General features: G+C 47.7%; 18 protein-coding genes, 1 tRNA gene and 1 pseudogene. 6 read left to right on the top strand and 14 right to left on the bottom strand.

Annotated features, from left to right (window positions below):
• Window positions 1–5 precede the first annotated feature (5 nt).
• The 3 genes from ACTHTU_RS06705 to ppsA form a co-directional block, all read right to left on the bottom strand.
• The gene (locus ACTHTU_RS06705; protein ID WP_003747439.1) at window positions 6–488 is read right to left on the bottom strand and encodes a hypothetical protein; all 483 of its coding nucleotides are present in this window, start codon (window positions 486–488) and stop codon (window positions 6–8) included.
• Between the two features lie 170 nt (window positions 489–658).
• Window positions 659–1,363, bottom strand: coding sequence for a peptidoglycan DD-metalloendopeptidase family protein (locus ACTHTU_RS06700; RefSeq protein ID WP_440362135.1), 705 nt, complete (start codon window positions 1,361–1,363; stop codon window positions 659–661).
• A gap of 271 nt (window positions 1,364–1,634) precedes the next feature.
• Complete coding sequence (ppsA, locus tag ACTHTU_RS06695; RefSeq protein WP_440362134.1) at window positions 1,635–4,019, bottom strand: phosphoenolpyruvate synthase; 2,385 nt, start codon at window positions 4,017–4,019, stop codon at window positions 1,635–1,637.
• Between the two features lie 417 nt (window positions 4,020–4,436).
• Here ppsA and ppsR point away from each other — a divergent pair, with 417 nt between their 5' ends.
• Entirely contained in the window at window positions 4,437–5,258 is an 822-nt protein-coding gene (ppsR, locus tag ACTHTU_RS06690) for a posphoenolpyruvate synthetase regulatory kinase/phosphorylase PpsR (protein ID WP_036491303.1), read from the top strand.
• 55 nt (window positions 5,259–5,313) lie between these two features.
• Here ppsR and dcd read toward each other — a convergent pair whose 3' ends face one another.
• From dcd to ACTHTU_RS06655, 7 genes are all read right to left on the bottom strand, one after another.
• Window positions 5,314–5,880, bottom strand: coding sequence for a dCTP deaminase (gene dcd / locus ACTHTU_RS06685; RefSeq protein ID WP_003680541.1), 567 nt, complete (start codon window positions 5,878–5,880; stop codon window positions 5,314–5,316).
• A 125-nt stretch (window positions 5,881–6,005) separates the two neighbouring features.
• The gene (locus tag ACTHTU_RS06680; RefSeq protein WP_440362133.1) at window positions 6,006–6,437 is read right to left on the bottom strand and encodes a hypothetical protein; all 432 of its coding nucleotides are present in this window, start codon (window positions 6,435–6,437) and stop codon (window positions 6,006–6,008) included.
• A 24-nt stretch (window positions 6,438–6,461) separates the two neighbouring features.
• A complete protein-coding gene (locus ACTHTU_RS06675; protein ID WP_070584019.1) occupies window positions 6,462–7,244 on the bottom strand; it encodes an ADP-ribosylglycohydrolase family protein in 783 nt (260 codons plus the stop codon).
• Window positions 7,244–7,456 carry a hypothetical protein gene (locus ACTHTU_RS06670; RefSeq protein ID WP_070584021.1) on the bottom strand — a complete coding sequence of 71 codons (213 nt, stop codon included), beginning with the start codon at window positions 7,454–7,456 and terminating at the stop codon, window positions 7,244–7,246. The genes ACTHTU_RS06675 and ACTHTU_RS06670 overlap by 1 nt, the downstream gene beginning before the upstream one ends.
• Before the next feature lie 6 nt (window positions 7,457–7,462).
• Entirely contained in the window at window positions 7,463–7,813 is a 351-nt protein-coding gene (locus tag ACTHTU_RS06665; RefSeq protein WP_234397377.1) for a hypothetical protein, read from the bottom strand.
• A gap of 127 nt (window positions 7,814–7,940) precedes the next feature.
• On the bottom strand, window positions 7,941–8,093 hold the full coding sequence (locus tag ACTHTU_RS06660) for a hypothetical protein (protein ID WP_225905468.1): 153 nt from the start codon (window positions 8,091–8,093) through the stop codon (window positions 7,941–7,943).
• A gap of 31 nt (window positions 8,094–8,124) precedes the next feature.
• Window positions 8,125–8,871, bottom strand: coding sequence for a hypothetical protein (locus ACTHTU_RS06655; RefSeq protein WP_440362132.1), 747 nt, complete (start codon window positions 8,869–8,871; stop codon window positions 8,125–8,127).
• Between the two features lie 221 nt (window positions 8,872–9,092).
• Here ACTHTU_RS06655 and ACTHTU_RS06650 point away from each other — a divergent pair.
• A pseudogene (locus ACTHTU_RS06650) lies at window positions 9,093–9,524 on the top strand (HD domain-containing protein); the annotation flags it as partial.
• Window positions 9,525–9,577: 53 nt separating this feature from the next.
• Here the strand turns inward: ACTHTU_RS06650 and ACTHTU_RS06645 are convergent.
• Window positions 9,578–10,477 (bottom strand): recombination-associated protein RdgC, encoded by a 900-nt coding sequence (locus ACTHTU_RS06645; RefSeq protein WP_440362131.1) that lies wholly within the window; start codon window positions 10,475–10,477, stop codon window positions 9,578–9,580.
• A 133-nt stretch (window positions 10,478–10,610) separates the two neighbouring features.
• Between ACTHTU_RS06645 and ACTHTU_RS06640 the strand changes: the two genes are divergently transcribed.
• Together ACTHTU_RS06640 and serS are read left to right on the top strand one after the other, a co-directional pair.
• Window positions 10,611–10,686: transfer RNA gene (locus tag ACTHTU_RS06640), tRNA-Glu, on the top strand.
• 124 nt (window positions 10,687–10,810) lie between these two features.
• Window positions 10,811–12,106: a serine--tRNA ligase gene (gene serS / locus ACTHTU_RS06635; protein ID WP_440362130.1), complete on the top strand. Its 1,296-nt coding sequence runs from the start codon at window positions 10,811–10,813 to the stop codon at window positions 12,104–12,106.
• 65 nt (window positions 12,107–12,171) lie between these two features.
• Here the strand turns inward: serS and ACTHTU_RS06630 are convergent, their stop codons facing one another.
• From ACTHTU_RS06630 to ACTHTU_RS06620, 3 genes are all read right to left on the bottom strand, one after another.
• Complete coding sequence (locus ACTHTU_RS06630) at window positions 12,172–12,411, bottom strand: putative hemolysin (RefSeq protein WP_440362129.1); 240 nt, start codon at window positions 12,409–12,411, stop codon at window positions 12,172–12,174.
• A gap of 128 nt (window positions 12,412–12,539) precedes the next feature.
• Window positions 12,540–13,343: a basic amino acid ABC transporter substrate-binding protein gene (locus ACTHTU_RS06625; protein ID WP_049347925.1), complete on the bottom strand. Its 804-nt coding sequence runs from the start codon at window positions 13,341–13,343 to the stop codon at window positions 12,540–12,542.
• A 76-nt stretch (window positions 13,344–13,419) separates the two neighbouring features.
• Entirely contained in the window at window positions 13,420–13,671 is a 252-nt protein-coding gene (locus ACTHTU_RS06620) for an NGO1151 family protein (protein ID WP_003680526.1), read from the bottom strand.
• Between the two features lie 162 nt (window positions 13,672–13,833).
• On the opposite strand from ACTHTU_RS06620, the gene ACTHTU_RS06615 reads away from it, so the two are divergent.
• A complete protein-coding gene (locus ACTHTU_RS06615; RefSeq protein WP_440362128.1) occupies window positions 13,834–14,634 on the top strand; it encodes a hypothetical protein in 801 nt (266 codons plus the stop codon).
• Between the two features lie 121 nt (window positions 14,635–14,755).
• On the top strand, window positions 14,756–15,316 hold the full coding sequence (locus ACTHTU_RS06610) for a DUF3465 domain-containing protein (RefSeq protein ID WP_440362127.1): 561 nt from the start codon (window positions 14,756–14,758) through the stop codon (window positions 15,314–15,316).
• Window positions 15,317–15,318 lie beyond the last annotated feature (2 nt).

The following is a 15,318-nucleotide window of genomic DNA, read 5'->3' as shown; positions in this document are numbered from 1 at the left end:
ATAAATTATTTATCTTGAGCGTTTTTTTGTTCACGGACAACCCATTGGGCAATGTCAGAACCCAATACTTTGGAAGTACGGTTCAAGACGGCACAAGAGCTTTTATAAGCGCCAAACATACCGCCGGAAGAATTGCGGGTAAAGGTTTTTTTGCCAACTTGTTTGCCGTCAACATACAAAGTGGCTGAAACAGCCATACCTTTGGCGTGACCGATAAAGGCATTGCCTGCGCTCATGGCGGAAGTAATGGCGATATCTGCGTATGTGCCTTGTTTTTTACCATCACGGACAACCGTTACATCACTTTTGGCTGCAGTTTCTTGCAAAGATTTGGACATGATGCTGCCCACTTCTAAACACTCGGAAACAATACGGGTATCAATTTCTTCTTTATCGCGGTAAGGAATGCTTTCATCAATATGGACATCTGCGCTGGCAAATGCAGATGCAAACAAGAATGCGGTTGCAAGGATACGGTTAGGAGACATAGTAGGGTACCTGAAATGGAATGTTAAAAAGAGTTGTTATTGTATAACGGCATTTACACTCAATCAACATAAGTTAAATAGGAAAAGATTTTGTTGAAATAGCTGTTATAGCAAGATAATCAAAAGGCCGTCTGAAATACTGCTATTCAGACGGCCTTTTGATTGGGGCATTAATTTGTTCTGGTCAAATAAGGCAGGGGATCGACTGCTTTGCCGTTTAGACGAACTTCAAAATGAAGCTTGACGCTGTCTGTATCGCTGCTGCCCATGGTGGCGATAACTTGACCTGCTTGGACTTTTTGATCTTTTTGTACCAAAAGCGTATCGTTGTGGGCATAGGCGGTAATGGTGTAGTCGTTGTGGCTGATTAAAATCAGCTTGCCGTAGCCGCGGACTTCTTCGCCAACGTAGATGACGGTACCGGCTGCGGCGGAACGGATTTGTTGGCCTTGTGTGCCTGCAATATCTATTCCTTTGCTGGTGGTGCCGTTGTAGCGTTGGATAATGGAGAATGAGGCGTTATCGGTCGGCCATTGCAGGTTCAATCGGTTGATCGGGGTAACGGTAGTGGTTTGGCGTTGCTGCGGTGCCGTGCTGCGTGGGGCAACATGACGGCGGACGCGCAATACTTGACCGACTTCGATTTGTGAGGCGTTGGGAAGGTTATTCCATGCAACCAGTGTGTTGACATTTTGTCCGTAGCGTTTGGCAATTTGGGTCAGGGTATCGCCAGGGCGGACTTTGTAGTAGCCGTCAGGTATGGCGCGGTTGGAAGAGGTATTGTTGCCGGCGCAGGCTGCTAAGACGGCAATGGTGCTGATAAGTGCCAGATGTTTTAAGGCCGTCTGAAAGGTGGAAATAAAGTTTGTATTCATGGGATATTTCAAAATGTATCGTTATGCTGCGTATGATAGATAGGAAGAGTGAAAAAAGGTTCACTCAAAAGGCATGGGGTAAAATGTAGAAAGGTAGTATATTAACATTGAAAATTTGTGGATATAGCGGCATATTTTTTTATCATTTTGATGATAAAGGATTTTTTTTGATAAGGTAAAAGAAAGTGAAAGTTTTTTCAGACGGCATTGAATAAGGCAATAAAAATCCCCTGCCGGGATAAACGGGCAGGGGATTTTTGTCTCATCGAACTTATTTGTTCAATTCGTTAGCCAGATACAGCCAGGTTTCAATGACGGTATCAGGGTTGAGCGATACGCTCTCGATACCTTCTTCAACCAGCCATTTGGCAAAGTCCGGATGGTCTGATGGGCCTTGACCGCAAATACCGACGTATTTATTTTGTTTGCGGCAAGCAGAGATTGCCAAGTGCAACATCACTTTAACGGCAGGGTTGCGCTCGTCGAAGGAGTCAGATACCAAACCGCTGTCACGGTCGAGGCCGAGGGTCAGCTGGGTCATGTCATTAGAGCCGATGGAGAAGCCGTCGAAGTATTGCAGGAATTGTTCTGCCAATACAGCGTTGCTTGGCAACTCACACATCATGATCAGGCGCAGGCCGTTTTTGCCGCGTTCCAAACCATTTTCTTTCAGGGCTTTAACCACAGCTTCTGCTTCACCCAAAGTACGAACGAACGGAATCATGATTTCGACGTTGGTCAAACCCATTTCATCGCGAACGCGTTTCAAGGCTTTGCACTCGAGTGCGAAGCAGTCTTTGAAGTTATCGGCTACATAACGCGCTGCGCCACGGAAGCCCAACATTGGGTTTTCTTCGTGCGGTTCGTAGATGCTGCCACCCACCAAGTTAGCGTACTCGTTGGATTTGAAGTCAGACATACGGACGATGGTTTTGCGTGGATAAACCGAAGCAGCCAAAGTTGCCACACCTTCCGCGATTTTATCGACATAGAAGTCAACAGGAGAAGCGTAGCCGGCGATGCGGCGGGTAATTTCAGCTTTCAACTCGTCGTCTTGTTTGTCAAATTCCAACAAGGCTTTAGGGTGGATGCCGATTTGACGGTTGATAATGAATTCCATACGCGCCAAGCCGATACCTTCGCTAGGCAGGTTGGCGAAGCTGAATGCCAATTCAGGGTTACCAACGTTCATCATTACTTTGACAGGCGCTTTAGGCATGTTGTCCAAAGCAACATCAGTAATTTGTACGTCCAGCAGGCCGGAGTAGATGAAGCCGGTATCGCCTTCGGCACAAGATACGGTAACTTCTTGGCCTTCAGACAGCAGATCGGTAGCGTCGCCACAACCTACAACAGCCGGAATACCCAATTCACGCGCGATAATCGCTGCGTGGCAGGTACGGCCGCCGCGGTTGGTCACGATGGCGGAAGCACGTTTCATCACCGGTTCCCAATCCGGGTCGGTCATGTCGGTAACGAGTACGTCGCCTGCTTCAACGGAATCCATCTCGGAAGCATCTTTCACCAGGCGTACTTTGCCTTGGCCGACTTTTTGACCGATGGCACGGCCTTCGCACAAGACAACTTTTTCGCCGTTGATGGAGAAGCGGCGCAGGTTGCGACTGCTGTCTTCTTGGGATTTTACAGTCTCAGGACGGGCTTGCAGGATGTAGAGTTTGCCGTCCAAACCGTCGCGGCCCCATTCGATGTCCATTGGGCGGCCGTAGTGTTTTTCGATGGTCAGCGCGTAATGAGCCAACTCGGTAACTTCGGCGTCGGTAATGGAGAAGCGTTGACGGTCTTCTTCAGGTACATCGACGTTGGTTACAGATTTACCGGCTTCGGCTTTGTCGGTAAAGATCATTTTGATTTGTTTCGAACCCATGGTTTTGCGCAGGATAGCCGGTTTGCCTGCTTTCAAAGTAGGTTTGAATACATAGAATTCGTCAGGGTTTACTGCGCCTTGTACGACGTTTTCGCCCAGACCGTAAGAAGAGGTAACGAAAACGACTTGGTCGTAACCGGATTCGGTATCGATAGTGAACATCACACCGGAGGCACCGCTGTCAGAGCGCACCATGCGTTGTACGCCGGCAGAAAGGGCAACGATATCGTGTTCGAAGCCTTTGTGGACACGGTAAGAAATGGCACGGTCGTTATACAGGGAAGCGAATACATGGTGCATGGCTTCTTTAACGTTATCCAAGCCGTTGATGTTCAGGAAGGTTTCTTGTTGGCCGGCAAAAGAAGCATCCGGCAAGTCTTCTGCTGTTGCGGAAGAACGTACGGCAACGGAAATGTCCGCACCGCCGGCATCGGCAACCATTTTGTTCCAAGCTGTTTCGATTTCAGCATCCAGCTGCTCAGGGAACGGAGTATCCAAAATCCATTGACGGATTTCTTTACCCACGCGCGCCAACTCGGCAACGTCTTCAACATCCAGTTGTTTCAGGGCTTCGGAAATACGCTCGCTCAGACCATTGTGAGCCAGGAAAGCACGATAAGCTTCGGCTGTGGTTGCAAAACCGCCGGGAACGCGCACGCCTTTTTCAGTCAGTTGGCTGATCATTTCGCCCAAAGAGGCATTTTTACCGCCCACTCGCTCAACGTCAGTCATACGCAGGTTTTCAAACCAAATAACGTAGTTTTCGGCCATTTGTGTGTCCAATCCAATCCAAAAAATGTTAAAAAAGAAACAAATCCGCCTGCTTATTGTAGCCATTCGTTTGATGGCTGTCATGTGTTTTATCTTTTTAAAAATCACAAATTCGTCTGTGATATTGTGCTTTTCAGGCGTGTAGCCTTCTGAAATGTGAATATCAGATTCATGTTTTTACGTGTTATCTTCTTGTTAAATATGGAAAACAAAATAAGTTAATAAATTTGATAAACAAGATTTATTTTGCGATTTTAGAATAAAATTCTACAAAATAGCAAAAAATAAAATTTTGTGCCAATTTAAAAATTGTTCAAATTTGTTGTAATCCTGTGTAATCTGTCGGGAATCGCTTTATTGCAAAGGCTGTAACTGCTATGATTGCCGTCTGAAACGTTACCCTCAAGAGGATTCATTATGACTGATCCACGCCAAGTCTTCTATATTTCCGACCGAACCGGCCTGACCGCTGAAAATATCGGTGAAGCCTTGCTGAACCAATTTGGCAATGTTGAGTTCAAACGCCATACCTATCCGTTTATCGATACGCCTGAAAAAGCGCGTGCTGTTGTAGACAAAGTCAACCAGTCAGCTGAAAAATTCGGCGTGCGCCCGATTGCTTTTGTCAGTGTGGTCAATGACGAAATCCGTGAAATCATCAAGAAAGCCAATGCGTTCCATATTAATTTCTTTGAAACCTTTCTCGGTCTTTTGGAAAAGGAACTCAATACGGAGGCGGTTGCCGCCCGGCAGGGGCACCACAGTATCGGCAATACCCAACGCTATGATGCGCGTATGGAGGCGGTCAATTTTTCACTGAATCATGATGACGGCGTCAGCGATAAAAACCTGCAGGAAGCGGATGTGATTTTGATGGGCGTGTCCCGTTCGGGCAAAACGCCGACCTGTCTCTATCTGGCCCTGCAATACGGTATCCGCGCCGCAAACTATCCATTGATTCCCGATGATTTGGAATCGACCGATTTGCCGCGTATGGTCAAACCTTATAAAGACAAGCTGTTCGGCTTGACCATTCAGCCTGAACGCTTGCAGGCAATCCGTCAGGAGCGCCGTCCTAATTCGACTTATGCCAAAATCGATACTTGCCGCAGCGAGATTGCCGATGCGCAGAATATGTTCAAACGCCACGGTGTGCCGTTTACCAATACAACCGATAAATCTGTGGAAGAACTCGCCGTTCATATCTTGCAGGCTTGTAAGTTGAAACGCCGTTTCTAGATAAAATGATAAAAGGCCGTCTGAAACTTCAGACGGCCTTTTGTTATTTTGTATATTAGGTCTTGGGCAGGGTAACACCTGTTTGTCCCATGTATTTGCCGTTGCGATCTTTGTATGAAGTTTCGCAGACTTCATCGCTTTCAAAGAACAAGACTTGGGCCACGCCTTCGCCGGCATAGATTTTGGCAGGCAGGGGGGTGGTGTTGGAAAACTCAAGCGTAACGTAGCCTTCCCATTCAGGCTCGAACGGGGTAACGTTGACGATAATGCCGCAGCGAGCATAGGTGGATTTGCCCAAGCAGACGGTTAGGACGTTGCGCGGGATGCGGAAATATTCGACTGTGCGCGCCAAAGCAAAGGAGTTGGGCGGAATGATGCAGCAGTCGTCTTCGACTGTAACGAAGTTTTTCGGGTCGAAGTTTTTCGGGTCGACGATGGTGCTGTTGATATTGGTGAAGATTTTAAATTCATTGGCACAGCGGATGTCGTAGCCGTAGCTGGATGTGCCGTAGGAAATGATGCGTTGGCCGTTGGCCTCTTTGATTTGGTTGGGCTCGAACGGCTCAATCATGCCGTGTTCTTCGGCCATGCGGCGTATCCATTTGTCGGATTTAATGCTCATGGTGGTTGTCCTGGGGTAAGGGTTGTTTGGAAATTCTTTGAAATCAACACGACAGCCTTTAGACAGGCTTGTCAATTGATGTTTCAGACAGCCTAAAAGCTGGATAAGGCCGTCTGAAAGGTTGTTTATTTAGTTTTGGAAGCAGATTTCTTAGCCAGTTTGACTTCTTTAATCATACCGTCTTCGCATTTCATGATGAAGACGGGTGTGCCGTTTTGAGAGGCAGTAAAGTTTCCGTGCGCCCTGCCTTTTTTGAACACGCCCTCCAGCGTCATATTGCGTAATTTGGCGCTGTTGGAGGAGAAAGGTTCGATAAAGGTTTCGCTGTTGCTGGAAACGGTATATATGCCTTTGCCGTCAAATTTGCCGTCTTTAAAGGCTCCGACATAGCTGCGGCCGTCTTGGCATTTCCATGTGCCTTTGCCGGATGGTTTGCCGTCTTTACCGACATCGCCAGCATAAGCGCAACCTTTTTCCTGATAAGGATTGATGGTTTCGGCAATGGCAGGCGTACCCAGCATTAAGGCGATAGGGAGTAGGGCGAGGTATTTCATCATTTATATTCCTTTTTGCAGGCAGTTTCAGACGGCCTGATATTGGGATTCAAAAGTCAGCAGGGTTTCAGCAATACGGCGTGGCAATATGGCTAAAGCGTGTTCGCGCATGGCCGTAGGGATCCCGTAGTAGGCTTCAGCAATACTGCCGGTAATGGCCGCCAAGGTATCGCTGTCTCCGCCTAGGGAAACTGCCAGTCGGATGGCGTGTTCAAAATCATCGCTTTCAAGAAAGGCGGTAATCGCTTGAGGTACGGTTTCCTGACAGCTTTCGTTGAAATGATAATGCGGGCGGATTTGGTCGCAACTTTGGCTCAAGTCGTAGCCGAATTGCCGTGTAATGTTTTCTTTGATTTGCGCTTTGCCCATACCGGTACGCGCCCAAAAGATGGCGGCAGCTACGGCTTGCGCGCCTTTAATGCCTTCCGGGTGGTTGTGCGTTACGATGGCGGATTGCTCAGCAAAATGCAGGGTTTCTTCCAATGTGGCAAATGCCCAACCAACGGCAGAAACACGCATGGCCGAGCCATTGCCCCAGCTATTATAAGGTGTAGGATCTTTCCATTCTATCCATTGTGAGAAGCGGCCGCCATATGCGCCTTTTGGACAGGGATATGCCCTACACCAGCCTTGTAAAATAGAGGCTAAATTATCGTTGCAGCCTTGTAAAACCCAATCGGCAATGGCAGCAGTGCAAATCGTGTCATCTGTAAAGTCGCTGTCGGGGCTGAAAATGTCAAAATCGGTGTGACGGTAGTTGTCAAACTCAAATCGTGATCCGGCAATATCGCCGATGACTGCGCCCAACATCATGACATCCTTTCTGATACTTCTATCGTCGTTACCGTACCGTCTGCCAAACGGCTGTTGGCAGGTACAAATACCACCATCAGCGTAGGATTTCCACGCGCCATCATCGGCATCAGACTAAGCGGCATATTTGGATCGGTTTTCTGAAAGCGAACCCGCTCGTCACCTACGCCAAACAGTCTGTTGGGATGGTCAGGCGCTGCTTCATCCATTCCTGATTACAGAATTTTTTGCTTTTCGGCCGGAGTTTTACCGTTTAGCAGGTTTGGATTGGTTTGCTCAAGGAATACAGATTTCGCCAATGTCCAATAAGTATGGCCGGGCTGTCCGCTGGGGTTTTGGGTTTTCATCTTATGGGCAAAATAATCAACAGCCTGTTGCTGGTTCATTGCCTTGATTGCTTCTGTATTTGAGCCGTATTTGGTTTCTTTTGGGTTGTTCCGCAAATCAAACTGAAAACGGTTGTATTCGGCTTTTCCTTCTTCATAAACAAATCTTCGTGCATATTCATTCGCTGTTATATTGCGATTTCCATCAATATCAAGATCAAGCTTGGAAATTGTTTTCAACAAACCATGTCCTAACTCATGAGCCCAATCAGAAGCAGTCAGATATCTTTTGTCTGCCGTACCGAATACAATACTTCTATTTTCTTTACTGCCAATTAGTTTGCTTTGGAAAAATATGCCGGAATATTTAGTGTATTGCTTGAATACTCCCTAACCCCCATTGATTGATAAAGTTATGGGTTTGCCCCAGTAAAATTGAATCCCGAATAATCTGATTAACTTCCGAAACAGGCATCCCTAATTTTAAAAAATGCTGCCGGATTTGTGCTGTTGTAGCCATACCATATACCTTTAAAATTAAATACTATCGACTATCTGATAAGAAAGATGCTGGAAATATCATTAATGCATTTGTCTGTTGGATGCTGAAATAATATTCCTGCACCTTTCTCCTCCCTTATAACCAAATGTCTATCACTCCCAATCAAATGGTTGTTTTCATCTACTGCTACTTGTTTTACTACCGTATACCTAGGAAAAACTTGTTCTGTTCCATTGTTAAAGCATACGCTGACCGGGCTTAGGATATGAGATGAAACATAGGGTTTCGGCAAATCATCAGGATAACGGTCGTCAGGAAACAATGAACGGTATCGTTTTATATAATCAGGCGTTGCTTCGATTTCTAAAAAAGTACTGCCGTCGTAGTCGGTCTGATGCACTACCGTAAAGCCGTCGGTCGGCCGTTTTAGCTTACGCCGCCTGTGTTTGAGCCATTTCTGCCGCTCTGCCTTGTCTTTCCATCTGAGTACCGCCTGTTTTTCTCCGTCAGGCCGCAAACGGCCGGAAAGCCGAAGATAGCGCCGGTACACGGGAATCTGCCACTTTTTCGCTAAATCTTCAGGCGGCATATCAAGCAAACAGGCACTATGCACCGTGCCTGCCATCTGCCTGAACAAACTCTCGAAGCTATTTACAGGATAAAGCTGCTCGCAGCCCGTTGCGTCATCCGCATATGCTTGAGAAACAGAGACCGTCTGAATGCCGCTATCAGCATGAGACAAAATGGGCAGCAACATGGCCGGCCACAGCAAAGCAGCTAAAAATTTCACACTCATCTCCTTCTTGATAAAAATTATTACTTGCTTTGATATTATTCCCAATATTTTTTCACTGCAAGCACATTTACACGCTAATTGTTTGTTTTATTTTGATGTTTATATGTTATTGCAAGTTGGGTAGCCCAGGCCGTCTGAAACATGCTTTGTCGCAAAATACGGGCAAGCTGCTACAATACAGCCGCTATGTCGAAACAAAACAAACGGAGAAACGGCATGCCATGAGCAACACACGACAAACACCGGAAATCCCCGCCGCACCGCTGCAAGAATCCCGCGCGTGGTTTGACGCGCACACCGCCGGTTTGCCCGAACCTGCGCAAAAGCTGCTTCAGACGGCCTTGTCGCTGGCCGAGACGCATTATCCTGCCGATGCGGCCACGCCTGCGGGCGATCCGCTTTTGGCGCACCTTTTGGGGGCGGCGCGTATGTTGAACGAATTGGATTTGCTGCCCGATGCGGTGGCCGCCACGCTTTTGGCCGACATCGTGCGTTTTGTGCCCGACTGGCGCGAGCTGCTCACGGAACGCTGCAACAGCACCGTCGCCGAGCTGGTCAAAGGTGTGGACGAAGTGCAGAAGCTTACACACTTTGCCCGTGTGGACAGCCTTGCCACGCCTGAAGAGCGCGCCCAACAGGCGGAAACAATGCGTATTATATTTCAGACGGCCTTTGATATTTCCCAATCAAAAGGCCGTCTGAAAAATTACTCTTGCCAGCCGCCTAAATAAGAAACCAGTTCTTCCAACATGGTGCTGATGGCTTCGGTCATCAGGATTTGCGAGGCAAAGGCGAGGCTGGCGGCATCGTCGCCGTTGCTTTCGGCTTCTTCTTGCAAAACGTCCAGATACTGGATGCGTTTGAGTGTAAAGTCTTGGGTAAGGATAAACGCGATCTGTTCGCGCCATACCAAGCCCAGCTGGGTAACGGTTTTGCCATTTTTGACGTGTTGTACCACTTCATCGGCGGTCAGGTCTTGTTTGGAAACTTTGACGACCGGGACAACATCGCCTACGCCTTTGAGTTCGCAGTCGCTGTCCAATTCAAAACCGCCTTCGCAATGGCCTTGCAGCAGCCAGCTGGTCATCAGGGAGGAGGGCGATTGTTTGGTGTTGGGCAGGGCTGCTTCCAAACCGCCCAAGGCTTCGCGCAGTTTGGTCAGGATATTTTCCGCTTTGGCAGATGCGGCATTGTTGACCAAAAGATACCCGTGGCGCGTGTCGAAAATCGCCTGTGTGCGGCTGCTGCGCGTAAAGGCACGGGGCAGCAGGTCGTCAGTAATCTGTTCTTTCAGCTCTTGTTTTTCCTTGCGGCCGACATTGCGCGCTTCGTTGTTTTGGATTTCCAAAACCTTTTCATCCAAAATATCGCGGATCACGCCGGCAGGCAGGACTTTTTCTTCTTTTTTCAGGGCAACGCGCCAAGTGTAATCGGCAGGGAAAACCAGCTCTGGCGAAAAGGAAACCGGAGTGGCAAAGCCTTCGCTAAACCAGTCCAAACCCTGACAATGGGCAAATTCGGATTGTGCCAATTTGTCGGCAAGGACTTCTAATTTGGGCAACTTGTCTTTGTTGAGCGGATAAAAACTGATTTGCTTAAACCACATGGCGAGTTTTCCTTTTTATTAAAACCGGCATTATACAGGGAAAATAACATACGGAAATCGGCAGTATCTTTAAAAATGCAGTAAAGGCGTTGACAGAAGAAAAGGCTTTCTGTATAGTTCGCGCTTCGGTTACGCGCCCATCGTCTAGAGGCCTAGGACACTGCCCTTTCACGGCGGCAACCGGGGTTCGAATCCCCGTGGGCGTGCCAAAATTCTTAAAAAACGCCCCTGCTTTTGCAGGGGCGTTTTTTGTTTTCAGACGGCCTGTCGCTGTGAAAATATCTTTAAATTGGTTTACAATAATGCCATTCTGAATCTTAACGAGAGAAAACAATGTTAGACATCCAATTGCTCCGCAGCAATACCGCCGCAGTTGCCGAACGTTTGGCCGCCCGCGGTTACGAGTTTGATACCGCGCGTTTTAATGCTTTGGAAGAGCAACGTAAAGCCGTTCAAGTGAAAACAGAAGAGTTGCAGGCTTCGCGCAACAGTATTTCCAAACAGATCGGTGCGTTGAAAGGCCAAGGCAAACACGAAGAAGCTCAAGCTGCGATGGATCAGGTTGCCCAAATCAAGGCGGATTTGGAGCAGGCTGCCGCTGATTTGGATGCCGTTCAGAAAGAATTGGATGCTTGGCTGCTGAGCATTCCGAACCTGCCGCACGAAAGTGTGCCTGTCGGTAAAGACGAAACTGAAAACGTTGAGGTCCGCAAAGTTGGCACGCCGCGAGAATTTGACTTTGAAATCAAAGACCATGTTGATTTGGGCGAGTCTTTGGGCTTAGATTTCGAAGGCGGTGCGAAACTTTCCGGCGCGCGCTTTACCGTGATGAAAGGCCAAATCGCCCGTCTGCATCGCGCTTTGGCTCAGTTCATGCTGGACACGCACACGCTGAAACACGGCTATACCGAGCATTACACGCCTTATATCGTGGATGACACCACTTTGCAGGGCACGGGCCAACTGCCTAAATTTGCAGAAGATTTGTTCCATGTTACCCGCGGCGGTGACGAGAGCAAAAAAACGCAATATCTGATTCCGACCGCCGAAGTAACGCTGACCAATACCGTTGCCGACAGCATCGTGGCCGGCAGCGATTTGCCGTTGAAATTGACTGCGCATTCCCCATGTTTCCGTTCCGAAGCGGGCGCATACGGCAAAGACGTGCGCGGTTTGATTCGCCAACACCAATTCGACAAAGTGGAAATGGTGCAAATCGTTCATCCGGAAAAATCATACGAAGCGCTGGAAGAAATGGTCGGCCACGCTGAAAATATTTTAAAAGCGTTGGAACTGCCATACCGCGTGATTACTTTGTGTACCGGCGATATGGGTTTTGGCGCAACCAAAACCTACGACTTGGAAGTTTGGGTTCCTGCGCAAAATACTTATCGTGAGATTTCCAGCTGCTCCAACTGCGAAGATTTCCAAGCACGCCGTATGAAGGCGCGTTTCAAAGATGAAAACGGTAAAAACCGTTTGGTACATACTTTGAACGGCTCAGGCTTGGCTGTCGGCCGTACTTTGGTGGCGGTATTGGAAAACCATCAAAATGCCGATGGCAGCATTAATGTTCCTGCTGCGTTGCAACCGTATATGGGCGGCGTGACCAAATTGGAAGTAAAATAATTGCTGTTTAAAAGAAAAGGCCGTTTGAAACTTGGGTTCAGACGGCCTTTTCTATGATTAAGCAATTATTTGTTGTGCTGACGGAAATATTCCCATTCTTCGACAACGGTACCGTCAGGCAAGTGGCACACGCCGTATTCATTGCCGTCTTTGTCTTTTTTGATTTCGGATTTGCCGCCTTGTTTGACGCAGAATTCAGAAGCCGGATTGGCTGCGCCGAGGTTAGGAGATTCTTGTTTTTCAGAAGCGGAGCAGGCGGCCAAAGCGGTTACGGCAGCGAGGCTGAGGATAACGGGTTTGATCAAGGCGTGTCTTTCATTTGAAGTATAAAACGAGCGGATTATAGGGGACGCTTGCGTTTAATGGCGTTAACCAGATTAAAGGCCGTCTGAAAAGTTTTCAGACGGCCTTTAGTTTAGGAAGTCAAACCAGATTATTTGGCTGCTTCGGTTTTTTCGCCTTCTTTAGCAAAGTATTTGGCGTAAATTTTGTCGTATTCGCCACTTTCGCGTACTTTTTTCAGCGCATCGTTCAACATTTTGATGGTGGCTTCGTCGCCTTTGCGTGCAGCGATACCGTAGTTTTCGATGGTGAAGTCAGGCAGGGAAATGAAATCCAAGCCTTTTGTCGGGTTGTTTTTCACATAGTTGGCAATAACCGCGCTGTCGCTGACTACGGAATCCAAACCGCCGTTTTCCAATTCTTTGATAATCAGGGGAACGCTTTCAAAGCGGGCGATTTTCGGATTGTCGTTGCCCAAGAGTTTGGAAACGGAGAAGTCGCCGGTGTAGCCGGTTACCACGCCGACTTTGGCCATGTTTTTCAGGTCTTCGGAAGAAGCCACTTTTTTGCCTTTTGGAACGAGGACAACTTGGGTGATTTCAAAGTATGGATCGCTGAAGAGCATGCTTTGTTTGCGGTCGTCAGTGATGGTTACGCCGGACATAACGATGTCCACGTCGCCGTTGTTCAGAGAAGGGAAGAGGCTTTCCCATGGCTGGTGTTTGAATTCGACTTTGAAGTTGCCGGCTTTGGCCATGGCATTCATCAAGTCAACGTCAAAACCTTCCACTTTGCCGGCAGAATCCAAAGATTCAAATGGGGCAAATTCGGCGTTGGAGCCGACACGGTACACTTTATCGGCAGGAGCAGAGGCATTGTTGCTTTGACCGCCGCAGGCAGTCAGGGCAAGGGCGGAACAAGCGAGGGCAGTGGCCAGCCATTTTTTCATGTTCATGATATGTGCTTTCTTAATAAAATGTTAACGGATAAAATCTTAGTTTAGCATAATTTTGTGAACAAACTAGCTGAAATTAGTGGTCTTTTTCTCGGAAAAATGCGTAGGTTACGTCATGGAAGAGGTCGGTGTGCGGACTGTCTTCATAGCTCAATTCCGCCAACGCGTCTTCAAAGGCAAGCTGGATGGATTCTACGGCATCGTTGGCCATGTCGGAGGGCAGGGAGCGGATGAGGCCTTTGAGTGCGGTGGCGAGGACGTGGTTTTGCATACGCAAAGCGTCGTTGGCCTCTTCCAGATATTCGAGGCGTTGTTCGATGCTGCTCATGATGTATCCTTGAGTATTAAATAAAATAGTGATTATATAGCGAATTAATATTAAAATGTGACGCTTGCGCCGGCTTGCCGGATATGTCCAACCATTGGCCGTATTTCAAGTGATTTTAGGTTTGAATGCGGTTCACAATAAAAATGAAAAAACGAGATTATTATGGAAAACAACCGTCTTGACCCCACAGCTCTCGAGAAAGAAGACTTGAATTGGGAAAAACGCCTGGAAAGATTGCGTCAGGCACGACAATTTAATACTGCGCCGACTCATGCACCATTGGTCAAAAAATCGGACGAAGCTGTCGAAGCTGCGCCCAAAACCGCACCTAAAAAAGAATATAAGTTGGATGCTGACAATCGTGAAAAAGTATTGGAAGAATATTTGTACCGTTGGCAGCTGGAACACAATACTGCTTTAGCCGACGAGGGCGAAGCAGTGGAAACCGATGCAATGGTGGTTTTGCAGGACAACTGGTTGAGCGCGCAATCGGCATTGCAGGCTGCGGCTTCAGAGCGTCATATCGAATCAACCCGCACCGTCAGACTGAATCCGAAATCAGGTGCCGTAGATTTTGATGTGCCTGAAGTGGAAGAAACTGAAAAACCGGAAAATGATGATGCGGAAGCGGCTGAAGAGGCGGTTTCAAACGGCCTTGAACAAGAACCGGCCATTAATGTCCATATCAATGTATTGAACCCGCAAGCGATTGGCCGTCGGGAAGTATTCTGCGTTTCTGAAAAAGATTTGACCGAGCGTCTGATTAAGCGTTTGCGTCCCCATGTGGCCGATGCGGTCAACGGCATGATTCGGATTGCCGTACAAAAACAAATGGCCTTGTTCACTTATCAGTTGCAGCAAATGCTGAACGAGCAGGCGCCGGGCTTGGTGGAGGATGTGTTGGAACACAACGTCAAACGCATTTTGGACGATATGAAGACTGAAATGAAATACCGCCGTTGAGTATCCAGGCCGTCTGAAAAGTTTCAGACGGCCTTCGGCGTAAATTTCCCTTAAAATTTTACGAAGCGTGTATAATGGCGGCTCACGTTTTCGTGATAAATATCCTTTCTAAATAGTTGATATGCCCGATGCAGAATCGGGCATTTTTTTTGAGATTGTTATGAATAAAAATAAAATCATTGTATTGCTGATTGCTTTTGTTGTCGTATTTGCCTATAACAAAATGCAAAACAAGCAGCCGGTACAATCGCAGAATCAGCAGAAAATAGAAGCCGTTCAAAAACAAAATAATGCGGGCAAAAAGAATGCCGATACAGTTCAGCAGCAAATCGGTTCGGGTAAAGAATCAGCCGAAGCGGTTTTGAAACAGGCGTTTGAAAACGAACAAAGCGATATTCAGGTTGAGGGCGAGGGCACGGTATGGAAAACCCTGCCGGATGACAACAAAGGCACGCGCCACCAACGCTTTATCTTGAAGCTATCCAGCGGCCAGACGCTTTTGGTGGCACACAATATCGACCTTGCCGATAAGATTAAGGGTTTGAAAAAAGGCGATAAAGTAGCATTTTACGGCGAATACGAATGGTCGGAGCAGGGCGGCGTTATCCATTGGACGCACCATGACCCGTCAGGCCGGCATACTGACGGCTGGTTGAAACACGATGGCCGCCTTTATCAGTAAAA

The sequence above is a fragment of the Neisseria sp. P0020.S005 genome (assembly GCF_051957055.1).
GTDB classification, from domain to species: Bacteria; Pseudomonadota; Gammaproteobacteria; order Burkholderiales; family Neisseriaceae; genus Neisseria; species Neisseria subflava_A.
The sequence above is the reverse complement of the archived record's forward strand: the minus strand, read 5'-3'. Positions and strand labels throughout refer to the sequence as shown.